Source organism: Campylobacter concisus (assembly GCF_050447505.1).
Taxonomy (GTDB): domain Bacteria; phylum Campylobacterota; class Campylobacteria; order Campylobacterales; family Campylobacteraceae; genus Campylobacter_A; species Campylobacter_A concisus_BP.
On record NZ_JALMFZ010000001.1, the window covers coordinates 1327998 to 1342575 of the forward strand.

Genomic DNA, 14578 nt, shown 5'->3' on the forward strand with positions numbered 1-14578 from the left:
ATGGTGCTAAATCTTGGTGGGTTTAAATTTAGATGGGAGCAAACTAATAGTATCGATACTCAAACAGATTTTGGGATAAGCGAACAAGAGCGTATACAAAACTATCCAGCCTTATTTAGTGCAAATTTAGGGAGCAGCACACTTAATATAGAGGGTCAAACACTGCCATATCACGGCGACAAACAAGGCGCACTAAAGCCACTTTATGCCTTAGCTGCCTTACGTCAAAGCTTGCCGCTTACAAATGGAAATGGTAAATATTTTGGTCGCTTTGTTATAGTAAAAATCAGTGAAAAACAAGCGATTTTTACTCCAAATGGAGCATTTTTTACACAAAGTTTTAGTTTGGAGCTAAAAAGGGATTATGATGGATAAAATTTACATAGCTAAAGACGGTGATAGGCTTGATACTATCACCTACAACCACTACGGACATCTAAGGTTTTTTGAGCAAATTCTAACTATAAACCCAAAGCTTAACACAACACTTCATGCAGGCGATAGCGTGTTTTTGCCTGATATAAAAGAAACAGCGAAAGAGCAGGCAAAACTATGGTGAGAAAACCGGCTTTCAAGCTAGAAGCTAGCGGCAAAGACATAACAAACATCATCAGACAAAACCTAATAAGTCTAAGCTTTACCGATAAAGAGGGCAATGAAAGTGATGAAATCAGCTTTACCCTATTTGGCATATATGCAAAGCCAGTATTCGGAGATAGCTTAAAACTATGGCTCGGATATGGAGATGATCTTTATCTTTGTGGCTCTTTTAGCGTGCAAACGGCTAGCAGAGACTACAAAGCAAATACAACAGAGGTTAGAGCAACTGCTGTAAATTTTGCAAGTCCTGCAAAAGAGAAAAGACGTGTGAGCTGGGAAAATACAACGCTTTTTGGGATAGCTAAAAAGATAGCTAGTGCCAATGCACTATCTTTAAAAACAAGCGGTAGCGACCAAAACATAGCTTCTGTTATCCAGGATAATGTAAGCGACATAGAGTTTTTATATGATCTATGCGTCAAATTTGGCTTTTTAATGGCTGTTAAAAATGATAACATCATCATAACAGCCAAAGATGCTAAGGGTGATGCTAGCCAAACCTCAAATACTTCAAAAAACGAGAATTTGCCCACTTTTACACTAAATTTAACTGATCTTTACTCGCTAGAGATCACTGAAGCTAATAGAAACTCTTATACAGCCGTAATAGTAGAGTGGCAAGACATCGAAGCTGGTAAGGTAAAAAGCATTAAGGTGGGAAGTGGGGAACAAGTATATAAGATGCAGATAGCTCAGCCAAAGAGTGATAATGAGGCCTTTAAACAAGCAGAAGCTAAACTAAATGAACTGCAGCGTGGCGGAATAAATGGTAGATGTAGCTGCGAAGGGAAAAACATCATAGCAGGCGGCAAGCTTAAATTTGGTGGAGTTCCTGGGCTAGAAGCAAATGAGTTTAGCATAAAAGAAGTAAGCCATAAGCTTAGCACGAGTGGGTATGAAATAGATATAGAGTTTGAGGGGTAAAATTTTAGTTATTTAATATGTTTTAAAAGGTTATAAAAAGCTATTTAAAAATATAAAAATTTACGTTAGAAATCAAAGTGAAAAACTGCGGTTTTTAGCTCACTTTGATTTTAAGCGTAAAATCACTTTGATTTGAAAAGTCGTTTTACACCATCGCAGCCGCTTTTAACGAATTTTCAAAAAGATACAATATCCATTTTATAATCATGTCGGCAACTATGCCTCATATCGCAGCTGAGCTAGAGAGCTTTACCGAGCTTTCTGGGCCAGTTTTATATAAACGCGAAAAAGATAGATATGAGATCATCTATGAACCGGATATAAAAGGGCTTGATGATTTGGTAAATGAAATTTTAAAACATCAAGACGAGAGCGCACTTTGCGTTGTAAATACCATTTCAAAAGCTAAAAAACTATACGAAGCCCTAAAAAATAGCGGCAAAAGAAGCGTCTATCTTTTGACGACGCATCAGATTCCGCTTCACAGAGTACAAATAATAGACGAGATAAAAGAAAAACTTGAAGGCGGCGATAAAATCACCATAGTCGCCACTCAGCTCATAGAAGCCGGGGTTGATCTTAGCTTTGACGTGGGATTTCGCGAATTTGCACCCATTGGCGCCATCATCCAGGCCGCTGGTAGGGTAAATCGCAACGCTACATCTAGCAAACCGGCAAAAGTCGTGGTTTTTGACTACATAGACAGCGAAACATTTCCATACCACGATATAGACCTACAAGAAGAGAAGGTAAAAGAAATTTTATCTTGCTCCATAAAAGAGAGTGAAATTTATCAAATTTTAGAGAGTTATTTTCAGAGTACCAAAGACGAAACGACAAGCATAGATCTGCTAAGTCTTGCTAAAGAGTTAAAATTTCAAACGTTATTTGATAAATTTAATGACAACTTCATGCCAAAGCAAGACTACAAAGTATCGCTTTTTATAGAGCAATACAATGGTCATTTCAATGAATTTTTAGAAAAACGAGAGGCTCTTTTGACCTCAGGCAAAGATAAATTTATCATATTAGCAAATATAAAAGAGCTTGAAAAAGAGCTAGCGCTATATACCATTGCGGTTGGCAAAAATATGCTTGGCGATATTAAGTCTTATACTAGAGAGTTTTTTGGCAGATATGTTTTAGCACCTAGCGATTTTTATAATAAATTTGACGGATTTTTGCCTGAGCTAACGGTAGCAGACGAGGTATTTGACTAATGTTCTCAAAAGATCAGATCACTGGCACGCTTGTGAATTATTACGTCACCTGTAAGCGTGAGGCGTGGCTTTACGCGCACCATATCCATGCCGACCAAGAGGATGAAAACGTGCTAATGGGCAAGGCTTTGGCTGATATCAAAGAGCAAGATCTGCAAGAATTTGCCTTTGGCAACCTTAAATTTGACAAACTCTCAAAACAGCGCGGCCACTACCTCATCACTGAGTATAAGAAAAGCCTAAAAAACGAACTTGCAGGCAAGATGCAGCTACTTTTTTACATCTATCTTTTAAAAACGGGCTTAAATTTAAAAGAGGTAAAAGGCAAACTAATAAGCGGTAAAAAGGTGATATTAGTGGAAGATAGCAGTGAAAATTTCGCTCTGATCGAACAAATTTTAGGCGAGATAAGCGCGCTTGCAAATTTAGAAAAGCCGCCCAAATTTACGCAGGGCAATTTTTGCCAAAACTGCGCATATCGCGACTATTGCACTGCTTAGGGGACAAGATGTATGTGATACTTTTTTACGACATCGCAGGGCGCGAGCAAAAAGAGCGAAATAACGCAAATCGCATCAGAAAAGCGGTCGAGAAATTTCTGCCTCGCGTGCAGTTTTCGGTCTATGAGGGCGAGATCCGCGAGAGCGACTTTAAAAAGCTAAGCAAGACGCTACAAAAAGAGTGCGTAGACGAGCTAGACTCCATCGTGATCTACACATTTAACTCACTAAAATACTCCGAGCGCATCGTCATCGGCGTAGACAAAAATAGCCCGATATTTAGCTAAGGAGCAAATATGCAAAAGAGCGACAGGACGCACTTTATACTTAGTCCAGGCAGGCTTTATAGGCAAGATAATAATATCTATTTTGAAAAATTTGACGAGACGGGCGAGCGAGCTTCGTGCAAGATCCTGCCGATAAACGCGATCGATGAAATTTACGTGCTGGCAAAGGTGCAGATCGATACCTACACCATCGCATTTTTAGCGGATAATAACATCCTTTTACACATCTTTAGTCCGTATCAGAGTTTTCGCGGGAATTTCTACCCAAACACGCCAAACTCCGTAAATAAAAGCGGCTTTGTGTTACTGTGCCAGCTCCGCTCTTTTAATGATCCGATCAAACGTGCATATATCGCGCGTGAGATCACTAGAGCCCACATCATAAATGACGCTGCAAACTGCAAAAGACACGGCGTGAAATTTGACGTGCAGCCACACCTAAAGGCACTAGATGCCGCCACTAGCGTGCCTGCTATCATGGCGGTAGAGGGTGCATTTCAAAAGCTCTACTACGAGAAGTGGAACGAGATCATCGCAGATCAGAGAAGCTTTAAATTTACCGTCCGCTCAAAGCGCCCGCCGGCCGATAAGATAAATAGCTTTATAAGCTACATAAATACGCGTATCTACAACATCTGCTTAAGCGAAATTTACAAGACCGAGCTTGATCCTCGCATCGGCTTTTTGCATGAGCCAAACTACCGCGCGCTAAGCCTTCACCTCGACCTTGCGGAGGTTTTTAAGCCGATCTTGGGCGACACGCTGATTTTTAACATGCTAAATAAAAAAGAGATCACCGCAAAGGACTTCCAAACGGACGCTGGCAGGATAAAATTTAGCAATGACGCCGTGCAAAAGATCGAGCTAAAGATGATCTCGCGCCTTTGCGAGACGCTCACGGTGGGTGGTAGGGAGCTAACGTGGAGGCAGGTGATCCGCCGCGAAGCGAATAAGCTCAAAAAGTGCATCTGCGAGGATGCGCCTTATGAAGGCTTTAGGTGGGAGTGAAATCGCATTTTAATAAAGCGTTTTTTAAGATTTTAAAAAGCTTGAAATTTAGGGCTTTGCGTATTTGCACATGGCTAAATTTTAGTCAAATTTAAGGCGAAAAAATATAGACTTCTTACACTAGAACGCCTATAAAATAGGCTTTTTAGTGCTATTAGAATTTACTCCGTTGGAGTTTGAAACTGTTTTCGCGCGCTACCCTTTGCTCTCCGCCCAGAATTAGAATTTACTCCGTTGGAGTTTGAAACACTGCAATGGCTGTTTTAAGGTCTTTAGGCGCTTGGATTAGAATTTACTCCGTTGGAGTTTGAAACGCTTTTCCTCGCAGTCGGCGTCTTTGATAGGCACTGCATTAGAATTTACTCCGTTGGAGTTTGAAACTCCCAAAACTCTCGTTTATAAAACTCATAGACTAAAATTAGAATTTACTCCGTTGGAGTTTGAAACTTTGGTCTAGTTTTTACAATATCCGTGAATTCGTCGATTAGAATTTACTCCGTTGGAGTTTGAAACAAAACCAAAAAGACAAAAACACTAAGACTATCAAATTAGAATTTACTCCGTTGGAGTTTGAAACGCGCAAGAGGACTACAACAATAAACTTTTTGACGATTAGAATTTACTCCGTTGGAGTTTGAAACTAATAAGATACTAAGCATATCTAAAAAGCCAAGCGAAGAAAATTAGAATTTACTCCGTTGGAGTTTGAAACTCACAAAATCAAAGGTGCTATATAACTACGAAAGAAATTAGAATTTACTCCGTTGGAGTTTGAAACTTTGATACAAGATAGCGTTTTGTTGATATATAATCCAAATTAGAATTTACTCCGTTGGAGTTTGAAACAGGCTTATGTTTATGATTTGACTGATGAGAATAGCATTAGAATTTACTCCGTTGGAGTTTGAAACTGAAAAAGACCGACAAGATAGACGCATACACCAAACGCATTAGAATTTACTCCGTTGGAGTTTGAAACTATTTTGTGGTAAATTTTGATCGTCATACTTCTCATTAGAATTTACTCCGTTGGAGTTTGAAACTGGTGTGCTTTGAGCGATTTTGTCCGTTTTGATCCGATTAGAATTTACTCCGTTGGAGTTTGAAACACTTCATAACCTAGTAGCTCTTTGATCTCATCTATACATTAGAATTTACTCCGTTGGAGTTTGAAACGTAAGCTTGCTAGAGAAAATATATATCAAAATTTAAATTAGAATTTACTCCGTTGGAGTTTGAAACTCGATCTTAGCGATAGCGTCTTTTACCTGGTCAAATTAGAATTTACTCCGTTGGAGTTTGAAACAATGATCATCATGCTCATCATTGATGATAGAAGGAATTAGAATTTACTCCGTTGGAGTTTGAAACTTTGAAGGGTTGCCACTCTCTCCCCCAGAGTTGTTTGATTAGAATTTACTCCGTTGGAGTTTGAAACAAAACAACCTTTTGCTCTACTTCATCAGTAAAGCCAGATTAGAATTTACTCCGTTGGAGTTTGAAACGCTTTCATAAAACTTTCTTGACCTTTTTCGTCAGTATTAGAATTTACTCCGTTGGAGTTTGAAACCATATATACTTTCTTTGTTTTCTTTTAAATTTAGTCATTAGAATTTACTTCGTTGGAGTTTGAAACTAAGCAGATGACTAGCTGCGCCGAAGCCTACCACTATCATTAGAATTTACTCCGTTGGAGTTTGAAACTTAGATAGATGGTTTATTGTATCGCCTAGCCCTCATTAGAATTTACTCCGTTGGAGTTTGAAACAATTTAGAGTAATCGCCATTTAAAGCACCCCTGAAACAATTAGAATTTACTCCGTTGGAGTTTGAAACCGTTGTCGAAGATGTCAATAAAATTTTAAGCCAGTATTAGAATTTACTCCGTTGGAGTTTGAAACTTAGATAGATGGTTTATTGTATCGCCTAGCCCTCATTAGAATTTACTCCGTTGGAGTTTGAAACAATTTAGAGTAATCGCCATTTAAAGCACCCCTGAAACAATTAGAATTTACTCCGTTGGAGTTTGAAACCGTTGTCGAAGATGTCAATAAAATTTTAAGCCAGTATTAGAATTTACTCCGTTGGAGTTTGAAACTAAGTTTAAGGGGTGTAGGGGATATCCCCTACAAAAGATTAGAATTTACTCCGTTGGAGTTTGAAACCTAAGCTAGCTATATATTCGCCTTTTTTTCAGGATTAGAATTTACTCCGTTGGAGTTTGAAACTAGTTGCAAACACTGGAGCTGGCAAGAGCTATACCATTAGAATTTACTCCGTTGGAGTTTGAAACTTAGGATTTGGCTTAGTTTCTACACCAGTCCCACCGCCATTAGAATTTACTCCGTTGGAGTTTGAAACGCTGATATACATTTGCTTTGCTTATGCCCTCGACGCATTAGAATTTACTCCGTTGGAGTTTGAAACTACCAGCGTGCTATTTCTTGCCTTGTTGCACCATATTAGAATTTACTCCATTGGAGTTTGAAACCTCTCTCCGCTTGGTCGGTATGCTAAAAACAAGATTAGAATTTACTCCGTTGGAGTTTGAAACAGTGGCTTTTATTGCCGTATCTACGTCGGATGGAAAATTAGAATTTACTCCGTTGGAGTTTGAAATGGCGTTTTACTCTGCTCTATCGTGATTTTTCTACATTAGAATTTACTCCGTTGGAGTTTGAAACTCAAATTTCTGACCAGCTATATCAAAATTTTCTTTATTAGAATTTACTCCGTTGGAGTTTGAAACCTCTCTCCGCTTGGTCGGTATGCTAAAAACAAGATTAGAATTTACTCCGTTAGAGTTTGAAAAAACACAGAAGCGACAAATTTAAAAGCCAAAGATTTTCAGAGAAGAGATTTAAATAATAGATCAGATAAATAATAATTGCTATCTTGCAAAGATATATCAAACTGATGATAATATAGTTTTATGCAGATACTTCGAAAAACCAAAACCCCAATAAACACAGCAAAAAAAGAAGCTAGAAATAATAATGAAATAGACTAAGCATAAACAAGCTTAATATCAAGAGCATTCACAACCTTAAATATACTTTCAAATCTAGGTTTTGAATTCTCTTTAAACATCTTATAAAAGCTTTCTCTATTTAAATTTGCTTTCTTTGCAACGTTTTCAATGCCTTTTGACTTTGCTATATAAAATAATGCTCTTTTAAATTCTTCAATATCGCCATCAGCTAAGACTTGATTTAAATACTCTTTTCTTAATTCATCAGTTGTTAAATAGTCTTCTAAATTAAATTTTGTAAATTCTTCTTTCATCTATAATCCTTTAATATCTCTTTTGCTTTTTTAATATCATCGCTTTGGCTATCTTTATCGCCAGCATTTAACAATATAATTATTTCATCGCCATCAAAAGTAAAAAATATCCTTAACCCACCACGATTAAAAAATCTAAGTTCGTATAAGTCTGTATCAACAAATTTATAATCCCCTAAATGATCTTTTGCTTCTATCTGTTCTAATCTTCTTAATATAGAAACCTTGACAATAGGATTATTTAACTTATGTAACCACTTATCAAATGTCGAACTTTTTAATACTTTCATAGGGCAAATTTTAACAAATGTAGCTTAATGGCTACTTATAAAAAATAGCGCATAACACTCATAACCCGAAGGTCGGCGGTTCATTAGAATTTACTCCGTTGGAGTTTGAAAACCACCAAACATGATTAGCGACAACCGTAATCGCTGTAATCGCTCTTTTGATTATCGTTTTTTTGGGGCAATTCATACAAATTTTTAGTTGGCAAAGTTAGATGGCAGCTATTTTGACACAATTTAGAAAAAAGCCTTGACCAAAGATTAAAATAAAGCAAATTATCGGATCAATGAAATTTGAAGAAGGTTATGAAATTTTTTGTCAATTATAATTAAAACAAAAAATATATGGATTTATAAAACCTACTTGTAAAAACAAGCAGGTTTTAAAATGTTTTATTTCTCTAGTTTTTCTTTAAGTTTTTCTTTTTTAGATTTAGCTTTTGAGGCAGCTTTTTCTTTCTTTTCTTTTACTTTGTCAACAACTTTGTCTTTTTCGTCTTTTGCTTTTTCACTCATACTAGTTTCATCTTCTTTACTAGAAGTTAGCTCTTCTTTAGTTTTAGAAGCTTTCTTTTTAAATTTATCTTTTTTATCAGAGATTTTTTCTTTCATCTCGTCTTTTGCCTCATCCATTTTCTTCTTACCAGCTTTTGCTTTTTCGCTTATTTCGCTCTTGCCAGTAGTAGAAATTTCACCTTTTAGGTTATCAAAAGTTTTATCGCCGATACCATTTACATTTTTAAGATCGTCGATTGAGTTAAATTTATTTGCTTTTCTATACTCGATGATAGCATCTGCTTTTGCACTGCCGATACCATCAAGACTCATAAGCTCCTCTTTTGTAGCTGTGTTTAGATTGATTGCTGCCATAGCCAAAGACGCAATAGCTGCAAGTGAAATCAAAATTTTTTTCATTTCCATTCCTTAAAAGTAAATTTGAGGTAAAATTCTAGCAAAGAGTGATTAATGAAGTATAAATATGAAGTAATATAAAAATGATTTTAAATATAGTTTATAGGAGAGAATCCCTGAAAATTTCAGGGAAAAAGTTTTATTTTCTAAGTTCGCGGATCTTAGCTGCTTTACCACGTAGTTCACGTAAATAGAATAGCTTAGCTCTTCTAACACGACCTTTTCTAAGAACCTTTATCTCTTCGATAGAGTCACTAAAGATTGGGAAAATTCTCTCAACACCAACACTGTTAGCACCTATTTTTCTGATTATAAATGTTTCGCCGGTACCGCTACCACGTCTAGCTATACAAATGCCTTCAAAATTTTGAATTCTTGTTTTGTCTCCCTCGTGAATACGAGTAGCCACACGCAATGTATCTCCTGCACGGAAGTCAGGGATATTCTTACCAGTAATTTGAGCATTTTCAAATGCTTCAATGTATTTATTTCTCATGTTTTTCCTTAATTATGTGGCTTTAGCTTTTGATATAAATCAGGGCGAAAGTACCTTGTTTTGCAGTGAGCCATCTTGTTTTTTAAGTTGTGGATTTTAGCATGATTACCCTTTAAAAACTCTGAAACCACAAAGAGGGATTTAAAATTATCGGGTTTTGTAAAAGATGGGGCTTCAAGCAGATTATCCTCAAAGCTCTCCACTTCAAGGCTCATGTCGTTTCCTAAAACCCCAGGCACGTTTCTTGATATCGCGTCACTCATACAAAGTGCGGGCAGCTCTCCGCCAGTTAAAATAAAATCACCTATGCAAAAAACTTCGTCCGCCCAAAGCTCAACAACTCTCTCATCAAGACCTTCATATCTGCTGCAAACAAAGCAAACATGATCTTTTTTAGAAAGCCTCTTTGCATCATTTTGACTAAATTTTTTACCAGCTGGCGTCAAAAAAATCACATGGGTGTTTTTATCTTTTTCTTTTAGAAATTTGATCGACTCATCTAAAGGCCGTGGAAACATCAAAAGCCCTGCTCCACCTCCGATCATATAGTCATCAACTTTATTATGTTTATCGTTGGTAAAATTTCTTGGATTTATGAAATCAATTTCAATAAATTTATTGCTAATCGCGCGTTTTAAAATAGAATCACAAAAGTAAGGTTTGACTAAATTTTCAAAAAGTGTAATAAATGTAAATTTCATGAATTTTCTAAGATATCTCTAGCACCTTTTACCAAAATCTCTCCACTATCCAAATTTACGCTTTCGATAAAATGCTCCAAATATGGAATGTAGAAATTCTTTGGTTTGCCACCTGCAATAAGCTCTTCGTCTGTTTTTATGTATAAAAGTGAGTTTGCAAAATTATCTTGGATATCTTCTACAATACCCAAAATTTCGCCATTTTCTATAACTTTTAATCCAATAATATCAAACTGGAAAAATTCATCTTTTTTTAGTTTGCAGTTTTTTCTAGTGAGCTCTTTTGTAGTGTAGATAGTTCTATTTACAAGTGTTTTAGCAAGATCTAAGTCATCAAAATTTTCAAACAAAACCAGCTCTTTTTGTCTGTTATAATCTTTTATGACGAGCTGATCATTGTTTTTATCAAAAAAGGTTGCGCCTTTTTTAAATTGCTCTGGGAAGTCGCTCTTGTTGTGAAGCTTTAAATAGCCTTTTAAACCAACACATCTCCCGATGGTAGCGACTTCAACAATATCACTATTCAATAGCTTTTACCGTTACTCTATAACTTGTATTGTCTTTTGCTTTACAGCCAATAATAACAGTCTTTATAGCATTTATCATTTTGCCGTCTTTACCAATAAGCTTTCCAGTATCAACCTTATCAGCACTTATAATGATCTCGACAAAATTTTCACCAAGTTCTTGGCGCTCGATAGTCACCTTTTCAGGAAAATCAGCTATCAGTTTGGCGTATTCGTATAAAAAATTTTCAACCATTATTTTGTAATTTGCGCAACTCTATCGCTAAGTTTAGCACCGACGCTTTTCCAGTAGTCCAATCTCTCTTTGTTGAAATTTATAACATTTGGCTCAACCATAGGGTTGTAATAACCAATGCTCTCTATCCAACCGCTGTCGCGTCTTTTTCTGCTATCTGTAACAACTATACGATAAAAAGGTCTTTTTTTACGTCCCATTCTTGTTAGTCTTACTACTGTTGCCATATTATATTCTCCTCTTGTTTTTAAATAAAGCTTAAATTTAGATAACAAATATCCAAATTTAAACCCTTTTATCAAATAGGTCTTTTTAAATTTGCTTGTGAAAGCATATTTGCAAGTCCTTTTGCTCCGCCCTTTCCTGAAAATTTCTTAGCAAGCTTTGAAGCGTTTTCAAACTGCTTCAAAAAGCGATTTACCTCCACTTGAGATAGTCCAGAGCCAGCTGCCAAACGCCTTTTTCTGCTATTGTTTAAAAGATCTGGATTTTCACGCTCTTTTTGCGTCATAGAGTTTATCATAGCCTTAATATGCAAAATTTCTTTTGAATTATCAAGGTCTATATCTTTTATCTGATTTGCAAGACCTGAAAGTCCAGGTATCATCCCCATCAAAGACTTCATGCTACCAAGCTTTTTAACGCTTTCCATTTGATCTAAAAAGTCGTTAAAGTTAAACTGACCTTTCTTTATCTTTTGATTTAGGCGTTTTGCCTCTTTTTCATCTATAATAGTCGATGTTTTCTCAACCAAAGTAGCTAGGTCACCCTCGCCCATTATACGGCTTACGATACGATCTGGTATAAAGCTCTCGATATCAGCTACTTTCTCGCCAGTACCGACAAATCTAAGTGGGATATTTAGCTGTTTTGCGATGCTAATAGCTACGCCGCCCTTTGAGTCAGAGTCGAATTTAGAAAGGATAACTCCAGAAATTCCTAAAATTTCATTAAAACTTGTAGCTGTTTTTACAGCATCTTGTCCGCTCATAGCGTCAGCTACATAGAAAATTTCATGTGGATTTATCGCATTTTTTACATCTTTTATCTCTTGCATCAACTTTTCATCGATCGCAAGACGACCAGCGGTATCCACCAAAAGCACGTCATAAAGACCGCTTTTTGCTTTTTCTAGTGCCTCTTTTGCTACTTTTATAGGGTTGTTTTCGTTTTCTATATAGAAAAGATCAATCTCGTTTGCAACGCAGAGCTGTCTTAGCTGCTCAACCGCCGCTAATCTTTGCAAATCACAAGCTGCAACTAAAACTTTTTTCTTTCTTAGCTTTAGATAGTTTGCAAGCTTGATAGTTGTCGTTGTTTTACCACTACCTTGCAAGCCAGCCATCAAAACAATGGTTGGCGCAACTGGCGCATAGACAAAGCCTTGATTGCCAGGAGCTGTTAAGATAGTAGTTAAATTTGACTTGATCGCATCTAGAAAATTCTTTTGGCCTACGCCAGTTTGCTTTAGTTCGCTTTCGATAGATGCAAGTAGATCTTTGGTGACTTTATGGTGAACATCAGCTTTTAAAAGAGCTTTTTTTAACACGTCAAGTGCGTTTTTTAGAGCTTTTTCGTCATCTACAAAACGTATCTTGCTAACGGCTAATCTAAAAGACTCGCTAATTTGTTCGAACACTAATCACCTTTCGTAAGTTGTTATTAAAGGGCGTATATTACTAAATAATTTCTTTATTGCTCTTTAAATTTCAAATTTATTAGATAGCTCAAATCCAAGAGAGTTAAATTCTTTCGGGATCGGCACTTTAAATTTATAGTTTAAAAGAGCGATAGAATAGGCATGCAAGAACATTCTATTTGCTCTATTTTTGCCGTATTTCTCATCGCCAACGATAGGTAAATTTAAGCTAGCCAAATGCACTCTTATCTGGTGCGTTCTGCCTGTTTTTATGACAACTTTTACAAGCGTTTTTTTACCCACAACCATGAGCGGTGAAATTTCACTGATCGCCTCTTTGCCATCTTTTGAGATCTTTGAAAAGGCGCCATTTTTATTTTTTATCGTTAAGATCGGCTCATTTACGACCACCTCCTCGCTCATGATACCCCTAACTGCGGCCACGTAAATTTTCTCAACCTTCATCTTTTTAAACTCATTTATAGCAAGACTTGCAAATTCGTCATTTTTCACAAGAAGCAGCACGCCGCTTGTGTCTTTATCGAGCCTGTGAAGGAGTGGAAATTTATAAATTTGACTGATTTTTTCGCTAGTTATGGCAGCTGGTTTATTAATGGCTATTAAATTTTCATCTTCAAAGATAACGCTTGGCTTTGGCATCTCTTCGACGTTAAATTTAGTATTTTCACTCATTAGCGCACGAGCGATCATTACCTTTTGCCCCTTGGCATAGACTAGTCCGCTGTCGATTAGCTCCTTTGCCTCGTTGTTTGAGATATTTTTTTGCTTGGCTAAAATTTTATACGCTTTTTCTTCACTCATAAAGTGCTCCTTATATCTTCTATGATCGCATCAGCGCTTGCTTGCACGGCGATCATGCTCTTTTTGGTGTCACTATCTATTATGTCGCCGATCTCGCTAGCCTTTGCGACATAGATGTTTTCAACTAGGCTAAATAACGCCTTTTGGTTAAATATAAACTCACCGCTAATTATCACTGGGTTAAATTGTGCGCACTCGATTGGATTATGCCCGCCGATATTTGGCACAAAACTGCCGCCAAGTACGACTACATCGCTAATAGCATAGACATTTACAAGCTCCCCTAAAGTGTCAAGTAAATTTACTTTAGCATCAAATTTATGCGTTTGGCTAAATTTAGCAAAGCTAAAATCATGCTTTTTAGCGTAATCGCTCGCTAGCTTTTCAACCTCTGCAAATCTCTCAGGGTGGCGTGGTGCAATGATTAATAGATCGTTTTCTTTTAAATTTAAATTATCTAAAATCATCTCTTCTTCGCCAGTATGCGTACTTGCAAGCACGATCACTCTAGCTTTTGGCTTTTCATAAATTTTGCTTACACTTGGCAAAAATACAGCTTTTATGTTGCCAACTACTTCTATTTCACCTGCTCCAAGTGACTTTAGCCGCTCTTTATCAAGCTCACTTTGGGCGTAAATTTTATCTATAAATTTAAAAAGATATCTATAAAAAAAGCCAAATTTTAAGTAACTTTTATAGCTTCTATCTGAAATTCTAGCGTTTATGAGTATCACGCGGCTACCTTTTAGCTTTGCTATAAAAACTAGCATAAGCCAAAGCTCAGCCTCAAAAATGACTAAAATTTTGCTCTTTTTTAACCAAAATGGCAAGAAAATTTCAAATGGTAAAAATCTCGTGTTAGAGCAAATTTTACTTGCCGCTTCAAAGCCCGTATTTGTCACCACGCTTATGGCTTTGCTATCAATTTTTTGCATCAATGGTTTAAGCGCTTGCACCTCGCCAAATGAGCAAGCATGAAAATGTACATCTGCATCTTTAAATTTAGGATTATTAAAGAGAAAAAAACGTGCCGGGATCGATCTATGGTATTTTTTTTTGAAACTTAATAAAAGTAGAAAAATAGCCCCAAAAAAATAGAGTATTGAGGCTAAAAAATAATATATTATTATCACGA

General features: G+C 36.6%; 18 protein-coding genes and 1 CRISPR repeat array. Of the genes, 7 read left to right on the plus strand and 11 right to left on the minus strand.

What is annotated here, in order from left to right; translation table 11 throughout:
- The 7 genes from MTT09_RS06700 (at window position 1) to cas1 (ending at window position 4539) form a co-directional block, all read left to right on the plus strand.
- Entirely contained in the window at window positions 1–375 is a 375-nt protein-coding gene (locus MTT09_RS06700; protein ID WP_054196736.1) for a phage tail protein, read from the plus strand.
- Window positions 368–559 carry a tail protein X gene (locus MTT09_RS06705; RefSeq protein ID WP_429802952.1) on the plus strand — a complete coding sequence of 64 codons (192 nt, stop codon included), beginning with the start codon at window positions 368–370 and terminating at the stop codon, window positions 557–559. Before MTT09_RS06700 ends, MTT09_RS06705 begins: the two co-directional genes overlap by 8 nt.
- Window positions 553–1524 carry a phage late control D family protein gene (locus MTT09_RS06710; protein ID WP_107805399.1) on the plus strand — a complete coding sequence of 324 codons (972 nt, stop codon included), beginning with the start codon at window positions 553–555 and terminating at the stop codon, window positions 1522–1524. The genes MTT09_RS06705 and MTT09_RS06710 overlap by 7 nt, the downstream gene beginning before the upstream one ends.
- A 206-nt stretch (window positions 1525–1730) precedes the next feature.
- A complete protein-coding gene (locus tag MTT09_RS06715; RefSeq protein WP_429803256.1) occupies window positions 1731–2744 on the plus strand; it encodes a helicase-related protein in 1014 nt (337 codons plus the stop codon).
- The gene (locus MTT09_RS06720; RefSeq protein ID WP_429803258.1) at window positions 2744–3244 is read left to right on the plus strand and encodes a CRISPR-associated protein Cas4; all 501 of its coding nucleotides are present in this window, start codon (window positions 2744–2746) and stop codon (window positions 3242–3244) included. Before MTT09_RS06715 ends, MTT09_RS06720 begins: the two co-directional genes overlap by 1 nt.
- Before the next feature lie 8 nt (window positions 3245–3252).
- Complete coding sequence (gene cas2 / locus MTT09_RS06725) at window positions 3253–3531, plus strand: CRISPR-associated endonuclease Cas2 (RefSeq protein WP_107715125.1); 279 nt, start codon at window positions 3253–3255, stop codon at window positions 3529–3531.
- 9 nt (window positions 3532–3540) lie between these two features.
- Window positions 3541–4539, plus strand: a complete 999-nt coding sequence (gene cas1 / locus MTT09_RS06730) for a CRISPR-associated endonuclease Cas1 (protein WP_429803260.1) — start codon at window positions 3541–3543, stop codon at window positions 4537–4539.
- A gap of 153 nt (window positions 4540–4692) precedes the next feature.
- Window positions 4693–7351: direct repeats of the CRISPR family, unit length 30 nt; unit sequence ATTAGAATTTACTCCGTTGGAGTTTGAAAC.
- Between the two features lie 194 nt (window positions 7352–7545).
- Here the strand turns inward: cas1 and MTT09_RS06735 are convergent.
- From MTT09_RS06735 to waaA, 11 genes are all read right to left on the minus strand, one after another.
- Window positions 7546–7824, minus strand: coding sequence for an addiction module antidote protein (locus MTT09_RS06735; protein WP_009293986.1), 279 nt, complete (start codon window positions 7822–7824; stop codon window positions 7546–7548).
- Window positions 7821–8114, minus strand: coding sequence for a type II toxin-antitoxin system RelE/ParE family toxin (locus MTT09_RS06740; RefSeq protein WP_429803262.1), 294 nt, complete (start codon window positions 8112–8114; stop codon window positions 7821–7823). The genes MTT09_RS06735 and MTT09_RS06740 overlap by 4 nt, the downstream gene beginning before the upstream one ends.
- A 390-nt stretch (window positions 8115–8504) precedes the next feature.
- Window positions 8505–9026, minus strand: a complete 522-nt coding sequence (locus MTT09_RS06745) for a ComEA family DNA-binding protein (RefSeq protein ID WP_103645140.1) — start codon at window positions 9024–9026, stop codon at window positions 8505–8507.
- A gap of 136 nt (window positions 9027–9162) precedes the next feature.
- On the minus strand, window positions 9163–9519 hold the full coding sequence (gene rplS, locus MTT09_RS06750; protein WP_103589699.1) for a 50S ribosomal protein L19: 357 nt from the start codon (window positions 9517–9519) through the stop codon (window positions 9163–9165).
- 8 nt (window positions 9520–9527) lie between these two features.
- Window positions 9528–10220: a tRNA (guanosine(37)-N1)-methyltransferase TrmD gene (gene trmD / locus MTT09_RS06755; protein WP_429803265.1), complete on the minus strand. Its 693-nt coding sequence runs from the start codon at window positions 10218–10220 to the stop codon at window positions 9528–9530.
- Window positions 10217–10747, minus strand: coding sequence for a ribosome maturation factor RimM (gene rimM, locus MTT09_RS06760; RefSeq protein ID WP_429803267.1), 531 nt, complete (start codon window positions 10745–10747; stop codon window positions 10217–10219). The genes trmD and rimM overlap by 4 nt, the downstream gene beginning before the upstream one ends.
- Entirely contained in the window at window positions 10740–10982 is a 243-nt protein-coding gene (locus tag MTT09_RS06765) for a KH domain-containing protein (RefSeq protein WP_009293991.1), read from the minus strand. The genes rimM and MTT09_RS06765 overlap by 8 nt, the downstream gene beginning before the upstream one ends.
- Window positions 10982–11209: a 30S ribosomal protein S16 gene (rpsP, locus tag MTT09_RS06770; protein ID WP_009293992.1), complete on the minus strand. Its 228-nt coding sequence runs from the start codon at window positions 11207–11209 to the stop codon at window positions 10982–10984. Before rpsP ends, MTT09_RS06765 begins: the two co-directional genes overlap by 1 nt.
- Before the next feature lie 71 nt (window positions 11210–11280).
- A complete protein-coding gene (gene ffh, locus MTT09_RS06775; RefSeq protein ID WP_148789609.1) occupies window positions 11281–12621 on the minus strand; it encodes a signal recognition particle protein in 1341 nt (446 codons plus the stop codon).
- A 63-nt stretch (window positions 12622–12684) separates the two neighbouring features.
- Window positions 12685–13443 carry an RluA family pseudouridine synthase gene (locus MTT09_RS06780; protein ID WP_429803269.1) on the minus strand — a complete coding sequence of 253 codons (759 nt, stop codon included), beginning with the start codon at window positions 13441–13443 and terminating at the stop codon, window positions 12685–12687.
- On the minus strand, window positions 13440–14576 hold the full coding sequence (waaA, locus tag MTT09_RS06785; protein WP_429803271.1) for a lipid IV(A) 3-deoxy-D-manno-octulosonic acid transferase: 1137 nt from the start codon (window positions 14574–14576) through the stop codon (window positions 13440–13442). Before waaA ends, MTT09_RS06780 begins: the two co-directional genes overlap by 4 nt.
- Window positions 14577–14578 lie beyond the last annotated feature (2 nt).

Coding starts and splice junctions, on each gene's coding strand:
- MTT09_RS06700 (WP_054196736.1), top strand. CDS start 1: ATGGTGCTAAATCTTGGTGGGTTTAAATTTAGATGGGAGCAAACTAAT.
- MTT09_RS06705 (WP_429802952.1), top strand. CDS start 368: ATGGATAAAATTTACATAGCTAAAGACGGTGATAGGCTTGATACTATC.
- MTT09_RS06710 (WP_107805399.1), top strand. CDS start 553: ATGGTGAGAAAACCGGCTTTCAAGCTAGAAGCTAGCGGCAAAGACATA.
- MTT09_RS06715 (WP_429803256.1), top strand. CDS start 1,731: ATGTCGGCAACTATGCCTCATATCGCAGCTGAGCTAGAGAGCTTTACC.
- MTT09_RS06720 (WP_429803258.1), top strand. CDS start 2,744: ATGTTCTCAAAAGATCAGATCACTGGCACGCTTGTGAATTATTACGTC.
- cas2 (WP_107715125.1), top strand. CDS start 3,253: ATGTATGTGATACTTTTTTACGACATCGCAGGGCGCGAGCAAAAAGAG.
- cas1 (WP_429803260.1), top strand. CDS start 3,541: ATGCAAAAGAGCGACAGGACGCACTTTATACTTAGTCCAGGCAGGCTT.
- MTT09_RS06735 (WP_009293986.1), bottom strand. CDS start 7,824: ATGAAAGAAGAATTTACAAAATTTAATTTAGAAGACTATTTAACAACT.
- MTT09_RS06740 (WP_429803262.1), bottom strand. CDS start 8,114: ATGAAAGTATTAAAAAGTTCGACATTTGATAAGTGGTTACATAAGTTA.
- MTT09_RS06745 (WP_103645140.1), bottom strand. CDS start 9,026: ATGAAAAAAATTTTGATTTCACTTGCAGCTATTGCGTCTTTGGCTATG.
- rplS (WP_103589699.1), bottom strand. CDS start 9,519: ATGAGAAATAAATACATTGAAGCATTTGAAAATGCTCAAATTACTGGT.
- trmD (WP_429803265.1), bottom strand. CDS start 10,220: ATGAAATTTACATTTATTACACTTTTTGAAAATTTAGTCAAACCTTAC.
- MTT09_RS06765 (WP_009293991.1), bottom strand. CDS start 10,982: ATGGTTGAAAATTTTTTATACGAATACGCCAAACTGATAGCTGATTTT.
- rpsP (WP_009293992.1), bottom strand. CDS start 11,209: ATGGCAACAGTAGTAAGACTAACAAGAATGGGACGTAAAAAAAGACCT.
- MTT09_RS06780 (WP_429803269.1), bottom strand. CDS start 13,443: ATGAGTGAAGAAAAAGCGTATAAAATTTTAGCCAAGCAAAAAAATATC.